Origin of the sequence: Marinomonas shanghaiensis, assembly GCF_003259175.1 — a bacterium.
Lineage (GTDB): Bacteria > Pseudomonadota > Gammaproteobacteria > Pseudomonadales > Marinomonadaceae > Marinomonas > Marinomonas shanghaiensis.
On sequence record NZ_QGOK01000003.1, the window covers coordinates 246,520 to 264,428 of the forward strand.

Here is a 17,909-nt window from a genome sequence, read left to right on the forward strand (position 1 = left end):
GATGCCGGGAAGGTGAAATGATAGTCGGTTTGGATTTAGGCACATCGAAAGTTATTTGTTTGGTAGGCGAAGTTCTAGCTGATGGTAGTTTGGAAATTGTCGGTATTGGTTCTCATAGCTCAAAAGGCATGAAACGCGGTGTTGTTATAAACATAGAGTCAACAGTTCAATCGATTCAACGTGCTGTTGAAGAAGCGGAACTGATGGCGGGTTGTAATATACATTCGGTTTATGTCAGTGTGGCAGGTAGCCATATCCGAAGCTTGAATTCGCATGGCATAGTTGCTGTGAAGAATGGTGAAGTGCAAAAGGAAGACATTGATCGGGTTATAGATGCTGCTCAGGCTGTGCCTATTTCTTCCGATCAGCGGGTATTGCATATTTTGCCCCAGGAGTACCACATAGACTCCCAAGAAGGTATTAAAGATCCTTTGGGTATGTCTGGTGTTCGCCTTGAAGCCAATGTGCATTTGATTTCGGGTGCTGTGAATGCCGTGATGAACGTTGAGAAATGTATCAAGCGGTGTGGTTTAGGTGTGGACGGTGTCATTTTGTCTCAGCTTGCTTCCAGTGAGTCTTCTCTGAGTGAAGATGAGAAAGATTTGGGTGTTTGCTTGATTGATATCGGTGCGGGAACCTCTGACATTGCTGTATGGCTTGATGGTGCTTTGCATCATACTGCTGTGGTTCCAGTTGCAGGCGATCAAGTGACGAATGATATCTCGATGGCATTGCGCACACCAACTCAGCATGCTGAAGAGATTAAAGTGAAATACGCGTGTGCGATGTCTTCAATGGCGTCGGCAGATCAGGTTTTACAAGTGCCAAGTGTTGGTGATCGTCAGCCTAGATCCATTACCCGTCATGCTTTGACGGAGGTGGTTGAGGCTCGATACGAAGAAATTTACAATTTAATTTTGGATGAGTTAAGACGCAGCGGTTATGCCGAGCGAATCCCTGCAGGCATTGTAATTACTGGGGGGACGTCGCTTATGGAGGGTGCGGCAGAGCTGGCAGAAAAGGTGTTTCAGATGCCAGTTCGATTATCTTTACCAGATTGTACTAAAGGAATGTCTGACATTGTCGATAACCCTATATATTCAACAAGCGTTGGATTATTGGCTTATGGTAGTAAAGAGGCTGACGTAACTGAAATCTCGAAACGGATGATGTCTAAGACACAAACTAAACGAGAAACATCAGTTCTGGCTCCTAAAGAAATCGGACCATCTTTCAGTGCAGCGAAGGCGTGGCAGAAATTAAAACACTGGTTTCAAAGTTATATTTAGTCAGAATTGATTATGAATTTATTGAGGAGCGATAAGCCCATGAATGTCTTTGATTTAGCCGAAGATAATCTATCAGATAACGCTGTTATAAAAGTAATTGGTGTTGGCGGTGGTGGCGGTAATGCTGTTCGTCACATGCTGGAAAATCGTTTGGAAGGTGTTGAGTTTATTTGTGCTAATACTGATTCCAAAGCGCTTATAGGTTTCGAGACCGGTGTTTCTTTACAGTTAGGATCAACCATTACCAAAGGATTGGGGGCGGGTGCAAATCCAGAAGTTGGTCGAGATTCTGCATTGGAAGACCAAGAAAAAATCACCCAGTTGCTAACGGGTGCTGACATGGTGTTCATCACCGCTGGTATGGGTGGTGGCACAGGAACTGGTGCAGCGCCAGTGATCGCAAAAGTGGCTCGTGAATTAGGTATATTGACAGTTGCTGTCGTGACGAAGCCTTTTCCTTTTGAAGGTCGCCGTCGTGCAAGAGTGGCTGAAGAGGGTGTAAGAGAATTAAGAGAAAATGTTGATTCTTTAATCACAGTTCCTAATGAACGTCTTTTGCCAGTGCTAGGTAAGAATATTTCACTGTTGAAAGCATTTGGTGAAGCGAACAACGTTTTGTTCAATGCGGTTCAAGGTATAACAGATTTGATTATGCGTCCTGGTTTAATCAACGTTGACTTTGCAGATGTAAGAACGGTTATGTCTGAAATGGGTATGGCGATGATGGGTACTGGGTCTGCTTCTGGTGATGATCGGGCAAGAGTGGCGGCTGAAGCTGCCATACACAACCCGTTACTGGAAGACATCAATCTCAGGGGTGCGCGAGGCGTGCTAGTAAACATTACAGCTAACGAAGAAGTTGGGTTGTCTGAGTTTACAGAGGTTGGTGCGATTATTGAGGAATATGCGTCTGAGGACGCTACTGTCGTGATTGGTTGTGCAATTGATCCTAGTGTAGGGGATGAAATGCGAGTCACGGTGGTTGCAACTGGTTTGGAGGGTCGCTCTTCAGCTGAGGTTCAATCTGCTGTTGGTGAATCTGTTGTCTCTCAACCGGTTATGGCAAAAGTAGGGCAGTCTGCTGCTGAAAGTAGTCATGATGTTAAAGCAGCGGTTGCTCAACCTGCGCCAAAACCTTCATCAACGATGAAGGTGGAGAAGGTGGAGAAAAGCTTGAATGAGAAGAATGAGTCATCGGATTCTGCTTCGATTTCAAGTGGCGATAAATTATCGTATTTGGACATTCCGGCATTTTTACGTCGTCAAGCTGACTAGTTTGAGTAAAAACGATGCAATATCAGTATGTTGGATTGTATAAAAAATGTGTTATTGATACTATTTTTTTTAAGAATAGTATCCAGTCATAAAAATGTAGGAATATAATGGTACGCCAACACACACTAAAAAACATTATTCGAGCAACTGGAGTGGGACTTCACTCTGGCGAAAAGGTGTATTTGACACTAAAGCCTGCCCCTGTTAACACAGGTATAATATTTGTTCGTACAGACTTGGATCCAGTTGTCGAGATTCATGGCGATGCACGAGCAGTTGGGTCAACAAATTTTGCTACGGCTTTATGTCAAGGTGATGTGAAGGTTAGTACCGTAGAGCATTTGTTGTCCGCGATGGCGGGATTGGGTGTTGATAATGCCTATGTAGAAGTGAGTGCTAGTGAGATTCCGCTTATGGATGGAAGTGCTAGTCCTTTTGTTTTTCTTCTGCAGTCCGCTGGTTTGGAAGCGCAAAATGCCCCTAAACGTTTTATTCGAGTCAAAAAACCGATTCGCGTGGACGAAGGTGACAAATTTGCTTCTTTAGAGCCGCACTCAGGCTTTCGTTTGTCCTTTACTATCGACTTTCAGCATCCAGCCATTGGTGAAGATGTTCAGAGCACATCATTTGATTTTTCAACGACTACTTTCGTTAAAGAGATTAGCCGTGCAAGAACATTTGGTTTTATGAAGGATCTTGAGTACTTCAAAAATAACAACCTTGCTCGTGGAGCAAACATGGAAAACGCCATCGTTCTTGATGACTACCGTGTTTTGAACGATGAAGGTTTGCGTTACCGTGACGAGTTAGTGCGCCACAAGATATTGGATGCGATTGGCGATCTGTATCTTCTTGGTCATAGCTTGATTGGTGAGTATAAAGCCTATAAATCGGGTCATGCGCTAAACAACAAGTTGTTATTGGCATTGCTTGAGCATCAAGATGCTTGGGAATATGTTGTATTTGAAGATGAAGCTCAAAGACATCCGATTTCTTACGTTGAGCCAGCGTTTGTTGGTGCTTAGTAAGTGATTAATTCTTGATCGGATTATTAAAAACCAGACTATATGTCTGGTTTTTTTGTATTTAGGTCCTTGATATTTCATGTTTTGTCACACATTACCATGATAGACTGTCTTTATTACTAATTGGCTACGATGAGTTCAAGATGTTAGGAACTGTAATTAAAAAAATTGTCGGCACAAAGAATGACCGAGAAGTAAAACGATACAAAAAAGTCGTTACACAAATTAACCAACTTGAAGAGTCCTTCCATAAGTTATCTGATGATGATCTTTCTGGCAAAACCAGTGAGTTTCGCGATCGTCTTGATAAAGGGGAATCACTGGATTCTATTTTACCAGAGGCATTCGCTGTTGTTCGAGAGGCCAGTCAACGTGTCATGGGTATGCGTCATTTTGACGTTCAGCTCATTGGTGGGATGGTGCTTAATGAAGGCAGAATCGCAGAAATGCGGACAGGTGAAGGTAAAACATTAGTTGCGACCTTGGCGGTTTACTTGAATGCATTATCTTCGAAAGGTGTGCATGTTGTTACGGTAAACGACTATCTGGCGAAGCGTGATGCTAATTGGATGAGGCCTCTTTATGAGTTTTTAGACATGAGCGTCGGCGTGGTTTTTTCTGGCCAAGATCGAGAAGAGAAAAAATCGGCTTATCTTTGCGACATAACATACGGAACTAATAACGAATTCGGTTTTGATTATCTTCGTGACAACATGGTGTTTCGTTTAGAAGATCGTGTGCAACGCGACTTGCATTTTTCAGTTGTCGATGAAGTTGACTCTATTTTGATAGACGAGGCTAGAACGCCGCTGATTATTTCTGGTGCGGTAGAAGACAGCTCTGAGCAGTATCGAAAAATTAATATGCTTGCCCCTCTTTTGGTCAAACAAGAAGAGAGTGAAAGTGAAGAGTCCACTGGGCACTACATTTTTGATGAGTCACAACGCAGTATCGAATTGACAGAAGACGGTCATTCTTTCGTTGAAAACTGGCTGGTTGAGCAAGGTATGTTGGCGGAAGGTGAAAGCCTCTATGCAGCAGGCAATCTTTCTTTGTTGCACCATGTGCATGCGTGTCTAAAAGCACATGTTATCTTCAAGAAGAACGTAGATTACGTTATTCAAGGCGACCAAATTGTCATTGTAGATGAGCATACTGGTCGTACTATGGCTGGTCGTCGTTGGTCTGAGGGTATTCATCAGGCAGTTGAGGCGAAAGAGGGTGTGACTATCCAAGCGGAAAGCCAAACGCTCGCTTCTACCACATTTCAAAACTACTTCCGTTTGTATGAAAAATTGTCCGGTATGACAGGTACGGCCGATACTGAGGCGTTTGAATTTCAGCAAATCTACGGATTATCAGTGATTGTTATTCCGACCAACCGTCAAGTGCAGCGTAAAGACTTCAATGATTTGATTTATATGTCTACTGAAGACAAGTTTGAAGCCATTGTGTTGGACATTGAAGAGAATGTAAAACAAGGTAGGCCGGTGTTAGTTGGTACGGCGTCTATTGAGTATTCAGAGCTTCTTTCTAATTATCTTCTCAAAAAGAATGTTAAGCACAATGTGTTGAACGCTAAGCAACATGAGCGAGAAGCTGAAATTGTTGCCGAAGCGGGTCGTCCTGGCGCGGTTACCATTGCGACTAATATGGCTGGTCGTGGTACCGATATCGTCTTAGGGGGTAACTTACAGGTTGAGTTGGCTCACCTCGGTGAATCCGCCAGTCAGGAAAGCATTGATGCTTTGAAAGCCGATTGGAAAGCGCGTAATGAAGCGGTTCTCGCTGCCGGTGGTTTGCATATTATTGGTACTGAACGTCATGAATCGCGCCGTATTGATAATCAGTTGCGTGGTCGTGCTGGTCGTCAGGGCGATGTGGGTTCGTCGCGTTTTTACCTGTCTCTGGAAGACAATTTAATGCGCATCTTTATGTCCGATCGCATTAAAAAGATGATGATGGCGCTTGGCATGGAGAAGGGTGAGGCCATTGAACATAAGATGGTTTCCAATGCGATTGAAAAAGCTCAGCGCAAGGTTGAAGGGCGTAACTTCGATATTCGTAAGCAATTATTAGAATACGATGATGTTGCAAACGATCAACGACAAGTTATTTACCGCCAGCGTTTTGAGATGATGGTGTCTGAAGATCTGTCTGAAGCCATTTTGGCGATGCGCGAAGAAGTAGTGGCAGGGCTGATTGATGAGTTTATTCCGCCACAAAGTATTTTCGATATGTGGGATCTTCCTGGTTTGGAAGAGAAAATCCGTAATGAATTTGGTTTGTCTTTACCCATTGTTAAGTGGGTGGAAGAGGACAAAAAACTTTATGAAGAGCCACTACGTCAGAAAATATTGGATAGCTTCCTAGAGGATTATCAAACGAAAGAAGCCATCGCAGGTGAGCAGCCATTTAGATCGTTTGAAAAGCAAGTGCTTCTACAGGTGCTGGATACCTTGTGGAAAGAGCATCTTCAAACGATGGATATGTTAAGACAGGGAATTCATTTGCGTGGTTATGCGCAGAAGAATCCTAAGCAAGAATACAAACGCGAAGCATTTGAATTATTTCAAGGTTTGTTAGAACAAATTAAATTTGAAGTTATTCAGATTATTACGCGTGTGAAGGTTCAATCGGCTGAAGAAGCGGAGAAAATAGAGCAAGCACGTCAACTGCAGCAAGAGAAAACAACGATGAGTATGATCCATGATTCTTTGGATGCATTATCGGATTCTTCTGCAGGTGCTGATGACTCTCAAGAATATCCTAAAGTAGGTCGAAATGAGCCGTGCCCATGTGGCTCTGGTAAGAAATACAAACAATGTCACGGTCGTCTGATTTAATTGGAGAAAGTTTAAATGGCGGTAGGATTACATGATTTTCCATTTATCCCGGAAATAAAAGGGATCCGAATTGGTGTAGCTGAAGCGGGTATTAAAAGGCCTAATAAAAAAGATGTCGTGATTTTTGAATTGTGTGAAGGCGCATCGGTAGCTGGTGTTTTTACGCAGAATGCTTTTTGCGCCGCTCCTGTTCGAATTTGTCAGCAGCATTTAGGTTTGTCTGGTAGTCGGTATTTGCTTATTAATACAGGTAATGCCAATGCTGGAACAGGCAAATTGGGTTTGGCGACGGCGTTGAAGACGTGTGAGTTTTTAGCGGATCAGACTGGTGTTAATGTGGAAGCCATTTTACCATTTTCAACTGGTGTGATTGGTGAGCCTTTGCCTGTTGATAAGATCATTGCTGCTATTCCAGCGGCACTGGGTAATTTATCTGCGAATAACTGGCATTCTGCTGGTATTGGTATTATGACCACTGATACTTTACCAAAAGGATCTATTCGTACTTTTGAATTTGAAGGCAAGACTTATAGTATTGCGGGTATTTCGAAAGGTGCGGGCATGATTCGTCCTAATATGGCGACCATGTTGGGGTATGTCTGCAGCGATATTGCGATGGAAGTGTCTGTTCTTCAATCGATTTTGAAGGATGTTGTCAATAAGAGCTTTAACCGTATAACAATTGACAGCGATACATCAACCAATGACTCTTGTATCGCTGTTGCAACGGGTATGGCGGGTAATGTCAAGATAACTTCTGTTGATGAGCCTCTGGCACAAGCGTTTATCGTAGCATTTACGGAAGTAATGCAGGAATTGGCTCATGCTATCGTCCGTGATGGCGAAGGTGCGACGAAATTTGTAACGGTCGAAGTGGTCGGTGCTGCTATGCAATCGGATGCAACTAAGACGGCGTTTGAAATTGCTCATTCACCTTTGGTCAAGACGGCGCTTTTTGCTTCCGATCCAAACTGGGGGCGTATTTTAGCGGTTGTGGGTCGTGCAGGCGTTCAAAATTTGGATGTTGATAAGGTGCAGCTGCACATCAATGGTTTTGAGGTTGCTCGTAATGGCGGGCGTTCTCCAGATTATTTGGAAGAGCACGGTAAGCAGGCGATGGCACCACAAGAGATTCACATTGTGCTTGATCTTGGTATGGGGGAAGAGTCTGACGTGGTTTGGACAACAGATTTCTCTCACGAATACGTTACTATTAATGCTGAGTACCGTACCTGATGTTGGTAAAAGTTGCCGCTGGAGTCATTCTTCGCAATGACTCTGTGTTCATTGCGTTGAGAAAGTCGAATCAGCATCAGGGCGATCTTTGGGAGTTCCCTGGTGGTAAATGTGAGTCGTCAGAGTCTGCAGAAGTGGCCTTGCTGCGAGAGTTAAAGGAAGAGTGTGGGATTGTTATAACGGATTATTCGTTTTTCAAAACCATCTCCCACGACTACGGCGACAAGCGCGTCGAGCTGCATTTCTTTAAAGTGACGGGATTTGATGGCAATCCGATTGGCAGAGAAGGCCAAGAGGTGAGATGGGTTGCTGTTACTGATTTGTTATCTTATGAGTTTCCTGAGGCAAATAAAGTCATTGTAGAAGCCCTCATGGCGTCCGCATAGGTCAGTCGATAACGCATTCAATAATGATTGTTATACCCAAAAAAAGAGCTTCAAATTTGAAGCTCTTTTTTTGTTTCTAGCTTAGTATTTTGGCCAATAATTTTCTAACGACGCTGGGTTCGAAAGGTTTGCCACAGATGGCATCGACGCCTTCTTGGGCGATGTTTGATAGTTGGCTGTCTTCCGAGTTTGAACTCACCATAAGGATAGGGATGTGGGCGAGAGCGGGATCTTTTCTGACCGCTTCGGTTAGTTCTCTTCCATCCATTTCTGGCATATTGTAATCGGTAACAATGAGGTCAAATTCCATTTCATTAAGCAATGCGATGGCTTCTTTGCCATTTTCCGCAAATTGTATGTTTTCTATTCCCATCGTATTGAGTGTTTTGCTGACATGCTTTCTGGCCATTAGGCTATCATCTGTTACGAGTACACGCAGCGTTTTTGGATCGAACATTTCGAGGTCTATTTCTTCTTCGACAATGAGATCCAATGTGGCATGAATGGCGCGTTGTAAGTCTATTTTACTAAAGGGTTTAGGAAGTATGGCAAGGACACCGGATTGTCTTAGGTGCTCAAGATGGTCACGGTTGCGCTCACTGGAAATGAGCATAAAGCATTGGTTTTCGGTTGCTTCGTTGGCTCTGATTTTGTCAATTAAATCATTGGCTGTGCCATCAGGTAGGTACATGGTGGAGATGACGAGATCAGGGGGGAAAGAAGCGAGCGATGCTATGGTCTCTTGGATGTTGTTGGCATGGTCAATTTTTCTGATGCCAGCGTCTTCTAACGCTTTCGTAATGATTTTTTTTTGGGTGTCTGAGGGTTCCACAAGGAGAAAAGAAAGATCACTTATTGCTGCGTAACTGCTCATATTGTAAAACCGCCTATATTGATGTTAATACTGCTTTTTTTGCTCAGACTAATTTAAGGTTAATGATTGCTGATAGTGAATTCCTTTATACTAAATAGGTTAACATGTTTTATCTAGTAAATTTAAATAGCAGAGGTTTTGATGGCGACGGCAAGTGCATGTCATATTTTGGTGAAAACAAAGGCGGAAGCGGAGTCCCTCAAAGATAAACTGGATAAGGGGGCTGATTTTCATAAATTAGCCAAACAGTTTTCTACTTGTCCGTCGGGTAAGAAGGGAGGTGATCTTGGTGAGTTTCGTAAAGGTGATATGGTTGCAGCTTTTGATAAAGCCGTTTTTACTGGACCTTTGTTAAAAGTTCAAGGGCCTGTAAAGACGCAATTTGGGTTTCATCTTATTAAAGTGTTATATCGTTCCTAAGTCTATTTAAGAGGAGAGAGGTTATGAGTCATCCTATTCAGCTCGATGCATTGTATTTTGTGGCCCCCCAGCTTACTGAGTCTGATTTCGCTTCGCTTAAGGCGCAGGGATTTGAGCGGGTAATTAATAATCGTCCAGAGGGTGAGTCGGATGATCAGCCTTCTGGTGATAATTTACGTGCCACGGCGGAATCTTTAGGTATGGAATATGTGAGTAATCCTATCAATTTGGCGGCGCTTTCTCAGGATCAGGTCGATTGTCAAGGGCGTGCCTTGTTGGAAGAGAAGAAAACATTGGCATTTTGTCGCACTGGTACGCGTTCGTCTGTGTTGTGGGTGTTGTTAGAAAACGCCAAAGGGGGGAGCTATGAAGAATTAGTCGGGCAGGTGTCAGGTAAGGGCTTTGACCTATCTCGCTGCGTGGCCGCTATGGCTCCTTTGGTAAAATAGGCCTACTAAGAGCGGAGACGTTCTAGATTAATAGGCTGTTATCGGGTTTTAAATAACAGTATTGGAAAATTATGGTTAGTCGTCCATCGTTAGAAACTGCCACAGCCTCAGACCCAGATAGGTTTGTTGAGCCGCTAGAGCTCGGTAAGCGCGTTAAGGAAATTCGTTTAGCGAAAGGCTGGACGCTTGAAGAAGTGGGGAAAAGAACAGGAATTGCTCGTTCGACACTCTCTAAAATTGAAAACGATCAAGTTTCTCCCAGTTTTACTATCGTGCAGAAGTTAATTAAAGGTTTAGAGATGGACTTGCCACAACTGTTTGTTGAGGCCAGTGAGCACTCTATTGCAGGAAGGCGAGACATTACCCGCAAAGGCAAGGGGGAGCCTCATCCAACGGCGACGTATGAGCATGAGCTTTTGAATTATTCCATTAGCCGTAAAAAAATGGTGCCGTTTAAAACCACCGTCCGCGCTAGATCGTTTGCAGAGTTTAAAGAGTGGGTTCGCCATGATGGTGAAGAGTTTTTGTTGGTTTTGCAGGGTAAAATTAATTTTTTCTCTGAGCTCTATGAGCCAATTGAATTAAAAGAAGGTGACAGTGTGTATTATGATGCCACTATGGGGCACGCTGTGGTGTCGACATCGACTAAAGATGCTGAAATACTCTGGGTGGTTGCCCGTTAATAAATAATTAATAGAAGAAGGTTGTAGAAAATTATGAAGCAGTGGGAATTAACAAGTTGGAGAGAAAAAACGGCGTTGCAACAGCCGGTTTATCCTAATGCAGAGCATTTGGCTCAAGTTGAAAAAACATTAGGTAAAATGCCTCCACTTGTTTTTGCTGGTGAGGCGCGGCAGTTGAAAAAGGCTCTAGCGCAAGTTGCCAATAGACAGTCATTTCTACTGCAGGGTGGCGATTGTGCAGAGAGTTTTGCGGAGTTTCATGCCAATAATATCCGCGATACCTTTAAAGTGATGTTGCAAATGGCCGTGGTTTTAACCTACGCAGGTAAGTGCCCCGTTGTTAAAGTTGGGCGCATGGCAGGGCAATTTGCTAAGCCAAGATCCGCGGGTACAGAGACAATAGGTGGCGTTGAACTCCCCAGTTACCGGGGGGATATTATTAACGGCATCGAGTTTACTGAGCAGGCTAGGGTTCCCGATCCTGAGCGTTTGGTGCAAGTCTATAATCAAAGTGCCTCGACTATGAATCTACTGCGTGCTTTTGCGCAAGGTGGGTTTGCTGATTTGCATCAGGTGCACCAATGGAATTTGGACTTTTTAAGTGCGAGCCCAGCAGGAAGTCGTTATCAAGGTGTTGCCGATAAAATAGATGACGCATTACAGTTTATGGAGGCTTGTGGTATTGGTCCTGGCTTGGCTCAACTCAGGGAAACCGATTTTTACACCTCACATGAAGCCTTGCTGTTGCCTTATGAGCAGTCTTTGACACGCAAAGACAGTCTGACAGGGGATTGGTACGACTGTTCAGCGCACATGCTATGGATTGGTGATCGTACTCGTCAGCTTGATGGCGCTCATGTTGAATTTTTGCGCGGTGTAAAGAATCCTATCGGTGTAAAGGCGGGTCCTTCCATGGATCCAGAGGATCTTTTGCGTTTATGTGACGTTTTGAATCCTGAAAATGAGCCTGGTCGTTTAAATATTATCGTCAGGATGGGCGTTGATAAAGTGGCAGAAGGGATGCCTAAGCTGATTCGTGCCATTCAGCGTGAAGGTAAGCAAGTGGTTTGGAGTAGTGACCCAATGCATGGTAATACGGTAAAAGCGTCAACGGGTTATAAGACAAGACGTGTAGACGATGTGTTAAGAGAAGTGCAGCAGTTCTTCCAAGTGCACAATGCAGAAGGTACCTACGCAGGTGGTGTGCATTTTGAGATGACAGGTCAGAATGTGACAGAGTGTGTTGGCGGTGCTTTTGAAGTGACAGAGGCGGATCTGGCAGATCGTTACCATACGCATTGTGATCCTCGTTTAAATGCGGATCAGTCTTTGGAATTGGCTTTCATGATTTCTGAGACGCTCAAAAAAGCAAGAGCGTGATGCGCTAAAGAATCAAAAAAGCCCCAGATTGAGTGATTGCTTCAATCTGGGGCTTTTTTATGGGCTAATAGTATTAGCCTTTACGGCGACGAAAGGCGGACGTAGCAGATTTTGATGTGACATCAATTTTGGCCATGATGAGGGCCATTTCTTCTGCTTCTGCTTGTTGTTGTGATTTCAGCTTTTCTTCGCGTTCTTTTTTTGCGGCTCTTTCCGCTTCATTTAGCATTTTTTGGATGCTGGCTTTGCTTTTTGCGCGAGGAGGTGCTTTTTTCTTTTCAGTAACAGCGGCAACCGGTGCTCCCAATCTGTCTTCACCGATCAGCTCGCCAAAAAAGGACTTAGCTGTTGGTGCAGGTTCGACGGTTTTTTTAGGGAGGTCAACGGTTTTTTTTTCCGCGACTTTTCTCGTCTTTTTAGGTTGCTCGGCTGTTGATACGCCATTTGCATCAAATAATGCTTTTTTACCGAAATTTAAATTAACAGACTTTTCGGCTGTTTGTGCAATTTTGTAGCCGCGTAAACTTTCACCGTTATAAATAGAAATGTAATCCGTTTCTAATTCATAAAGCTCTTCTTTGTCGCTTGTTTCAAATAGTTCTTCAACTGTAAAAGCGTCAACGCCATTCTCCCTAATGTCGTTGTATAAAGGAAAGTCTAACCCTTCACTTGTTGCTTCAACGTACTGTTCGAAACGTTGGAAGCCACTATTGAAAGACGTTCCAATGTAGTGTTTGCCGGAGATGTTATTTGTGATTTTAAAAACGACCAAAATCGCTGCCTCTTACGTAATATCTTTTTAATAGCACATAAACCCCAGTCACCTGAGGTAACCCAAAGGTGACTGGGGTTTATAAGAAATGGGTTTAGTGTTTTACGACGATGTTGAGACCGTCACGAACATTCAAGTGAACATTCTCAACTCGTGTGTCTTGCGCAATTAAGCGGTTGACCTGATCCACAGCGATATCGCTGTTTTCTTTTGGGTCTAGAACTCTTCCTTGCCATAAGGAGTTATCAATGATGATAAGGCCACCGGACTTAACAAGCGGTAGAACGGCTTGATAATAATTTAAATAGTTGCGCTTATCGGCATCAATAAAGACAAAGTCAAATTCTCCCTCTAGGGATTCGATTGTATCGAGTGCTGGGCCAAAAATTGTTTGGATTTTTGTGCCGTGCTCGCTACGATCAAAAAATGACTGAGCGAATTCAATCGCTCTAGGGTTTGTTTCACAGCAAATAAGCTTGCCATCGCTAGGCATACCTTCGGCGATAGAAAGCGCAGAGTAACCAGTAAACATACCGATCTCTAGTGCACGTTTAGGTTGAGCTATTTTTGCCAGAAGCTTCAATGTACGGCCAATGGTTTTGCCCGACAACTTGTTCGGGTAACCCATCTCAGAGTACGTTCTTTCAACCAGTTCGATTAATAAGTCAGGTTCTGCTTGAGTGGTCTCAATGCAGTAGTCGTCAAGAGTTGAAAGATCCATATAGCCTTTTAATAAATGAAGTCTGTGTGAAACGAGGTGCAATTTTACTCTGCGTGCAGAGAATGTCTATGCCTTAAAGAGAGAAAAAGGGCTTGATTTTTCTATGTAGCTGTTTAATGGGCCTAAATCGACCATTAAATTAGATTCGCATGCATAATCGAAAAATGCTAATTTATGCGCTGAAATTTACATGTGCTCTTTGGTATGGAGCACCACTGACTCCGATAGGGGAATAAAATGCCTGTAATTACTTTGCCTGATGGCAGCCAACGTTCTTTTTCAAATCCTGTTACTGTCATGCAAGTGGCTGAGGATATTGGTCCGGGTCTTGCAAAAGCCACGGTTGCTGGTCGTATTAATGGTCAGTTGGTTGATGCGTGTGAACTGATTTCTGATGACGCTACTTTAAGTATCATTACTGGAAAGGATTCAGAAGGCGTGGAGATTATTCGCCACTCTTTTGCGCATCTTGTTGGGCACGCGGTTAAACAACTGTATCCCACCGCAGAAATGGCCATTGGTCCTGTGATCGATGAGGGTTTCTACTACGACATCGCTTATGAGCGTCCTTTTACGCCAGAAGACTTGGCCGCTATTGAAAAACGAATCAGTGAGTTGGTCAAAACCGATTATGATGTCGTTAAGAAAATGACACCCGTTGCCGATGCACGTCAGCAATTTGTTGATAGAGGCGAGACCTATAAGGTCGCCTTGATTGATGATATGGACGAGTCGGTAAAAGAAGTTGGCTTGTATCATCATGAAGAATACATGGATATGTGCCGTGGTCCTCATGTGCCAAATACCCGAGTGTTGCGCCATTTTAAATTAATGAAGCTGGCTGGTGCGTACTGGCGAGGTGACTCTAATAATGAAATGCTGCAGCGTATTTATGGCACAGCATGGAACGATAAAAAAGAATTAAACGCTTATCTAACTCGAATCGAAGAAGCTGAAAAGCGTGATCATCGCAAGTTGGGTAAGAAATTAGACCTTTTTCATCTTCAAGAAGAAGCGCCTGGAATGGTGTTCTGGCATCCTAAAGGATGGCGTTTATATCAGGCTGTTGAGCAGTATATGCGTCAAAAGCAACTTGATAATAACTATCAAGAAGTGAAAACGCCGCAAATTGTTGACCGTGTGCTGTGGGAGAAATCTGGGCACTGGGGCAAATATCATGAAAATATGTTTACCACACATTCTGAAAATCGTGATTATGCCGTCAAACCAATGAACTGCCCTTGTCATATTCAGGTTTATAATCAAGGGCTGAAAAGTTACCGTGATTTGCCGTTTCGTATGGCGGAATTTGGTTCCTGTCACCGTAACGAGCCTTCTGGCGCGTTGCATGGTATTATGCGTGTTCGCAATTTCGTTCAAGATGATGGTCATATCTTTGTAACAGAGGGGCAAATTCAGCAAGAAGTGTCTGAATTCATTGCTTTGTTACATGAAGTTTATGCAGACTTTGGTTTTGAAAATATTATTTATCGTTTGTCCACTCGTCCTGAGCAGCGTGTTGGGTCTGATGAAGTATGGGATAAAGCAGAAAAATCTTTATCTGATGCGCTGGATTCTGCTGGTTTGGAATGGGAAGAATTGCCGGGTGAGGGCGCTTTCTACGGACCAAAAATTGAGTTCTCTTTGAAAGATGCCATTGGCCGTGTGTGGCAATGTGGTACTATTCAAGTGGATTTTTCAATGCCAACTCGTTTGGGTGCTCAGTATGTATCGGAAGACGGTTCTCGCCAAACACCGGTTATGTTGCACCGTGCGATCGTCGGATCGCTTGAGCGTTTTATCGGTATTTTGATCGAAGAGACAGAAGGTGCGTTTCCGGTCTGGCTTGCGCCTGAACAAGTTGTTATCATGAACATTACAGATCGCCAAGCAGACTATTGCTCTGATTTGGCAAAAACATTGAATTCAAATGGCTTTAGAGCAAAACTTGACTTGAGAAACGAGAAGATCGGGTTTAAAATCCGCGAGCATACTCTTCAACGAGTGCCGTACATGATTGTTGTTGGTGATAAAGAGGTAGAACAGAAACAAGTTGCTGTTCGAACTCGCACTGGCGAAGATCTTGGAGTGATGAGTATTTCCGAATTTGAAAGTTTAATTCAAAAAGAAGTTGCTCGCCGTAGCCGTAAACAAGAAATGGAGATAGTACTATAAAAGGTAATATGAATCGTGGACGTACCGCTAGTAAGCAGCGTCCTCTAATCAACGAGAACATTCGAGCTACCGAAGTGCGTTTGATCGCTGCTGATGGTGAACAAGTTGGCGTTGTCTCTCTTGAAGAGGCACTAAAAGCAGCTCAAGAGGCTACTTTAGACTTAGTGCAAATTGCTGATTCAGATCCGATTGTTTGCAAAATAATGGACTACGGCAAGCATATTTTTGAAGCGAAGAAAGCGAAAGCTGCGCAAAAGAAAAATGCGAAGCAGATCCAGGTTAAAGAAATGAAATTCCGTCCAGGGACGGAGGAAGGGGATTATCAGGTAAAACTCCGCAACCTGATACGTTTCCTTGAAGGCGGGGATAAGGCCAAAGTATCTTTACGATACCGCGGTCGTGAAATGGCCCATCAGGAGCTTGGTATGCAGCTTATGAATCGAGTCGCAGCAGACTTAGAGGATTATGGTGTAGTAGAGCAAGCTGCGAAAATGGAAGGTCGTCAATTGACTATGGTGCTAGGCCCCAAAAAGAAGAAGTAATTTCACGTAATTTAGCTTTAAGAGTTTCGGCTCTTAAGGCCTGAATTGTGGAAAAATTACACTAACATTAACGAATGCGAGAGTGGTTTTATCATGTCCAAAATTAAGTCACACAGTGGCGCAGCTAAGCGCTTCAAACGTACCGCGAATGGTTTTAAACATAAACAGTCTCATACTAGTCATATTTTGACTAAAAAATCGACTAAGCGTAAGCGTCATCTTCGTCCTATGGGACAGATCGCGCAGTGCGATAAAGCGTCTATCGTACGCATGTTGCCATACATCTAAGTCTAGATTTTTTTTAGTTCATTAATTTATTAGTATAAGGTTTATATTATGCCTCGCGTAAAACGTGGTGTTCAGGCTCGTCGCCGTCACAAAAAGATTTTAAAGCAAGCTAAAGGTTACTACGGTGCACGTAGCCGTGTATTTCGTGTAGCAAAACAAGCTGTTATCAAAGCTGGTCAGTATCAGTACCGTGACCGTCGTCAACGTAAACGTCAATTCCGCGCATTGTGGATTGCACGTATCAACGCTGCGGCTCGTATCAACGGTCTATCTTACAGCCGTTTCATTGCTGGCTTGAAACAAGCAGCAATTGAAATCGACCGTAAGGTTTTGGCTGACCTAGCTGTGTACGAGAAAGAAGTTTTTGCTGCTATCGTTGAAAAAGCGAAAGTAAGCTTGGCTTAATTTCTGACGTAGCCTTAGGGTGGTTCGATCTTGATAGATTTCATCTTAATAGAGCGAGTCACTCAATGCAGTCTTTGATAGGGGAAGAGCCAATGGCTCTTCCCCTATTTTATTTTTTGGAGTGTGTAAATGGAGAACCTAAAGCAGATTCTTGCTGATGCGCTAAGCGCAGTGGCTGCGTCTGAGAGTGAGTCCGCTCTGGATGATGTACGTGTGCATTATTTGGGTAAGAAGGGCGCTCTGACTGCTTTGTTGAAACAGCTTGGTAACGTTTCTGCAGAGGATAGGCCAAAATTCGGTCAAATGGTCAACGAAGCAAAAGATCAAGTTCAGGAAAAAATCACTGAACGTAAAGCGTTTCTTGCAGAAGCGGCATTGAATGCTAAGCTCGCAACTGAAACAATAGATATCTCCTTATCCGGCAAAGGTCAGGAAGTGGGTGGTTTGCACCCAGTGACTCGCACCATGGAGCGTATCGAAACTTTTTTCCGTGGTATTGGTTTCGATGTGGCTTCAGGGCCAGAAATCGAAGACGACTATCACAACTTTGAAGCGTTAAACATTCCGGCGCATCATCCTGCGCGTGCGATGCAAGATACCTTCTATTTTAATCCGTCAACGGTACTAAGAACGCATACATCGCCTGTTCAAGTGCGCACAATGGAAACGACTCAGCCCCCGATTCGTATTATCTGCCCTGGTCGTGTGTATCGTTGTGATTCAGATCAAACTCATACGCCGATGTTTCATCAGGTGGAAGGTTTGTTAATTGACGAAAATATTTCATTCGCAGACTTGAAGGGAATTTTGCAGCAATTTTTGAACGTTTTCTTTGAGGATGATTTGAAAGTACGTTTCCGTCCTAGCTACTTCCCATTTACTGAGCCTTCCATTGAAGTGGATATCATGCGAACGAATAGCAAGGGCGAAGAGTCTTGGTTAGAGGTGTTGGGCTGTGGCATGGTGCATCCTAAAGTGCTTGAAATGTCAGGAATTGACTCTGAAAAATACACAGGTTTTGCTTTTGGCATGGGAGTAGAGCGTTTCGCGATGCTGCGCTATAAAGTGGATGATCTACGTATGTTCTTTGAAAACGATTTGCGTTTCCTTAAACAGTTCAAGTAACCAGTCGACCTAGGATAT

18 protein-coding genes are annotated in these 17,909 nt (G+C 43.6%); 15 read left to right on the forward strand and 3 right to left on the reverse strand.

Annotated elements, in window-relative coordinates; all coding sequences use genetic code 11:
* Positions 1–17 precede the first annotated feature (17 nt).
* The 6 genes from ftsA (at position 18) to mutT (ending at position 8,057) form a co-directional block, all read left to right on the forward strand.
* Entirely contained in the window at positions 18–1,289 is a 1,272-nt protein-coding gene (ftsA, locus tag DKT73_RS01455; RefSeq protein WP_111636828.1) for a cell division protein FtsA, read from the forward strand.
* A gap of 39 nt (positions 1,290–1,328) precedes the next feature.
* On the forward strand, positions 1,329–2,564 hold the full coding sequence (gene ftsZ, locus DKT73_RS01460; protein WP_111636829.1) for a cell division protein FtsZ: 1,236 nt from the start codon (positions 1,329–1,331) through the stop codon (positions 2,562–2,564).
* Positions 2,565–2,671: 107 nt separating this feature from the next.
* Positions 2,672–3,589 (forward strand): UDP-3-O-acyl-N-acetylglucosamine deacetylase, encoded by a 918-nt coding sequence (gene lpxC / locus DKT73_RS01465; protein ID WP_111636830.1) that lies wholly within the window; start codon positions 2,672–2,674, stop codon positions 3,587–3,589.
* Between the two features lie 143 nt (positions 3,590–3,732).
* Positions 3,733–6,435, forward strand: coding sequence for a preprotein translocase subunit SecA (gene secA / locus DKT73_RS01470; RefSeq protein WP_111636831.1), 2,703 nt, complete (start codon positions 3,733–3,735; stop codon positions 6,433–6,435).
* Positions 6,436–6,450: 15 nt separating this feature from the next.
* A complete protein-coding gene (argJ, locus tag DKT73_RS01475; RefSeq protein WP_111636832.1) occupies positions 6,451–7,671 on the forward strand; it encodes a bifunctional glutamate N-acetyltransferase/amino-acid acetyltransferase ArgJ in 1,221 nt (406 codons plus the stop codon).
* The gene (mutT, locus tag DKT73_RS01480; RefSeq protein ID WP_198666512.1) at positions 7,671–8,057 is read left to right on the forward strand and encodes an 8-oxo-dGTP diphosphatase MutT; all 387 of its coding nucleotides are present in this window, start codon (positions 7,671–7,673) and stop codon (positions 8,055–8,057) included. The genes argJ and mutT overlap by 1 nt, the downstream gene beginning before the upstream one ends.
* A gap of 76 nt (positions 8,058–8,133) precedes the next feature.
* Here the strand turns inward: mutT and DKT73_RS01485 are convergent, their stop codons facing one another.
* Entirely contained in the window at positions 8,134–8,931 is a 798-nt protein-coding gene (locus tag DKT73_RS01485; protein ID WP_111636834.1) for a response regulator, read from the reverse strand.
* Positions 8,932–9,072: 141 nt separating this feature from the next.
* Between DKT73_RS01485 and ppiC the strand changes: the two genes are divergently transcribed.
* The 4 genes from ppiC (at position 9,073) to DKT73_RS01505 (ending at position 11,863) form a co-directional block, all read left to right on the forward strand.
* Positions 9,073–9,351, forward strand: a complete 279-nt coding sequence (gene ppiC, locus DKT73_RS01490) for a peptidylprolyl isomerase PpiC (protein ID WP_111636835.1) — start codon at positions 9,073–9,075, stop codon at positions 9,349–9,351.
* 23 nt (positions 9,352–9,374) lie between these two features.
* Positions 9,375–9,800, forward strand: coding sequence for a protein tyrosine phosphatase family protein (locus DKT73_RS01495; RefSeq protein ID WP_111636836.1), 426 nt, complete (start codon positions 9,375–9,377; stop codon positions 9,798–9,800).
* A gap of 71 nt (positions 9,801–9,871) precedes the next feature.
* Positions 9,872–10,483, forward strand: a complete 612-nt coding sequence (locus tag DKT73_RS01500; RefSeq protein ID WP_111636837.1) for a helix-turn-helix domain-containing protein — start codon at positions 9,872–9,874, stop codon at positions 10,481–10,483.
* 33 nt (positions 10,484–10,516) lie between these two features.
* The gene (locus tag DKT73_RS01505; protein WP_111636838.1) at positions 10,517–11,863 is read left to right on the forward strand and encodes a class II 3-deoxy-7-phosphoheptulonate synthase; all 1,347 of its coding nucleotides are present in this window, start codon (positions 10,517–10,519) and stop codon (positions 11,861–11,863) included.
* A 73-nt stretch (positions 11,864–11,936) separates the two neighbouring features.
* On the opposite strand, the gene DKT73_RS01510 is transcribed toward DKT73_RS01505, so the two are convergent.
* The gene (locus DKT73_RS01510) at positions 11,937–12,635 is read right to left on the reverse strand and encodes a GIY-YIG nuclease family protein (protein WP_111636839.1); all 699 of its coding nucleotides are present in this window, start codon (positions 12,633–12,635) and stop codon (positions 11,937–11,939) included.
* 94 nt (positions 12,636–12,729) lie between these two features.
* A complete protein-coding gene (locus DKT73_RS01515; protein ID WP_111636840.1) occupies positions 12,730–13,356 on the reverse strand; it encodes an O-methyltransferase in 627 nt (208 codons plus the stop codon).
* Between the two features lie 237 nt (positions 13,357–13,593).
* On the opposite strand from DKT73_RS01515, the gene thrS reads away from it, so the two are divergent.
* The 5 genes from thrS (at position 13,594) to pheS (ending at position 17,891) form a co-directional block, all read left to right on the forward strand.
* Positions 13,594–15,531: a threonine--tRNA ligase gene (gene thrS / locus DKT73_RS01520; RefSeq protein WP_111636841.1), complete on the forward strand. Its 1,938-nt coding sequence runs from the start codon at positions 13,594–13,596 to the stop codon at positions 15,529–15,531.
* Positions 15,532–15,539: 8 nt separating this feature from the next.
* A complete protein-coding gene (infC, locus tag DKT73_RS01525) occupies positions 15,540–16,073 on the forward strand; it encodes a translation initiation factor IF-3 (RefSeq protein ID WP_111607287.1) in 534 nt (177 codons plus the stop codon).
* 93 nt (positions 16,074–16,166) lie between these two features.
* Positions 16,167–16,361 (forward strand): 50S ribosomal protein L35, encoded by a 195-nt coding sequence (gene rpmI / locus DKT73_RS01530; protein WP_111607288.1) that lies wholly within the window; start codon positions 16,167–16,169, stop codon positions 16,359–16,361.
* 48 nt (positions 16,362–16,409) lie between these two features.
* Positions 16,410–16,766 (forward strand): 50S ribosomal protein L20, encoded by a 357-nt coding sequence (rplT, locus tag DKT73_RS01535; protein WP_012070283.1) that lies wholly within the window; start codon positions 16,410–16,412, stop codon positions 16,764–16,766.
* A gap of 129 nt (positions 16,767–16,895) precedes the next feature.
* Positions 16,896–17,891 (forward strand): phenylalanine--tRNA ligase subunit alpha, encoded by a 996-nt coding sequence (pheS, locus tag DKT73_RS01540; RefSeq protein ID WP_111636842.1) that lies wholly within the window; start codon positions 16,896–16,898, stop codon positions 17,889–17,891.
* Positions 17,892–17,909: the final 18 nt, after the last annotated feature.

What these genes read in the sequence shown, in the direction of transcription:
- DKT73_RS01495 (WP_111636836.1), top strand. Translation starts at nt 9,375, where the DNA reads ATGAGTCATCCTATTCAGCTCGATGCATTGTATTTTGTGGCCCCCCAG.
- rplT (WP_012070283.1), top strand. Translation starts at nt 16,410, where the DNA reads ATGCCTCGCGTAAAACGTGGTGTTCAGGCTCGTCGCCGTCACAAAAAG.
- DKT73_RS01485 (WP_111636834.1), bottom strand. Translation starts at nt 8,931, where the DNA reads ATGAGCAGTTACGCAGCAATAAGTGATCTTTCTTTTCTCCTTGTGGAA.
- pheS (WP_111636842.1), top strand. Translation starts at nt 16,896, where the DNA reads ATGGAGAACCTAAAGCAGATTCTTGCTGATGCGCTAAGCGCAGTGGCT.
- mutT (WP_198666512.1), top strand. Translation starts at nt 7,671, where the DNA reads ATGTTGGTAAAAGTTGCCGCTGGAGTCATTCTTCGCAATGACTCTGTG.
- rpmI (WP_111607288.1), top strand. Translation starts at nt 16,167, where the DNA reads ATGTCCAAAATTAAGTCACACAGTGGCGCAGCTAAGCGCTTCAAACGT.
- lpxC (WP_111636830.1), top strand. Translation starts at nt 2,672, where the DNA reads ATGGTACGCCAACACACACTAAAAAACATTATTCGAGCAACTGGAGTG.
- infC (WP_111607287.1), top strand. Translation starts at nt 15,540, where the DNA reads ATGAATCGTGGACGTACCGCTAGTAAGCAGCGTCCTCTAATCAACGAG.
- secA (WP_111636831.1), top strand. Translation starts at nt 3,733, where the DNA reads ATGTTAGGAACTGTAATTAAAAAAATTGTCGGCACAAAGAATGACCGA.
- argJ (WP_111636832.1), top strand. Translation starts at nt 6,451, where the DNA reads ATGGCGGTAGGATTACATGATTTTCCATTTATCCCGGAAATAAAAGGG.
- ftsZ (WP_111636829.1), top strand. Translation starts at nt 1,329, where the DNA reads ATGAATGTCTTTGATTTAGCCGAAGATAATCTATCAGATAACGCTGTT.
- DKT73_RS01500 (WP_111636837.1), top strand. Translation starts at nt 9,872, where the DNA reads ATGGTTAGTCGTCCATCGTTAGAAACTGCCACAGCCTCAGACCCAGAT.
- ppiC (WP_111636835.1), top strand. Translation starts at nt 9,073, where the DNA reads ATGGCGACGGCAAGTGCATGTCATATTTTGGTGAAAACAAAGGCGGAA.
- DKT73_RS01515 (WP_111636840.1), bottom strand. Translation starts at nt 13,356, where the DNA reads ATGGATCTTTCAACTCTTGACGACTACTGCATTGAGACCACTCAAGCA.
- ftsA (WP_111636828.1), top strand. Translation starts at nt 18, where the DNA reads ATGATAGTCGGTTTGGATTTAGGCACATCGAAAGTTATTTGTTTGGTA.
- thrS (WP_111636841.1), top strand. Translation starts at nt 13,594, where the DNA reads ATGCCTGTAATTACTTTGCCTGATGGCAGCCAACGTTCTTTTTCAAAT.
- DKT73_RS01505 (WP_111636838.1), top strand. Translation starts at nt 10,517, where the DNA reads ATGAAGCAGTGGGAATTAACAAGTTGGAGAGAAAAAACGGCGTTGCAA.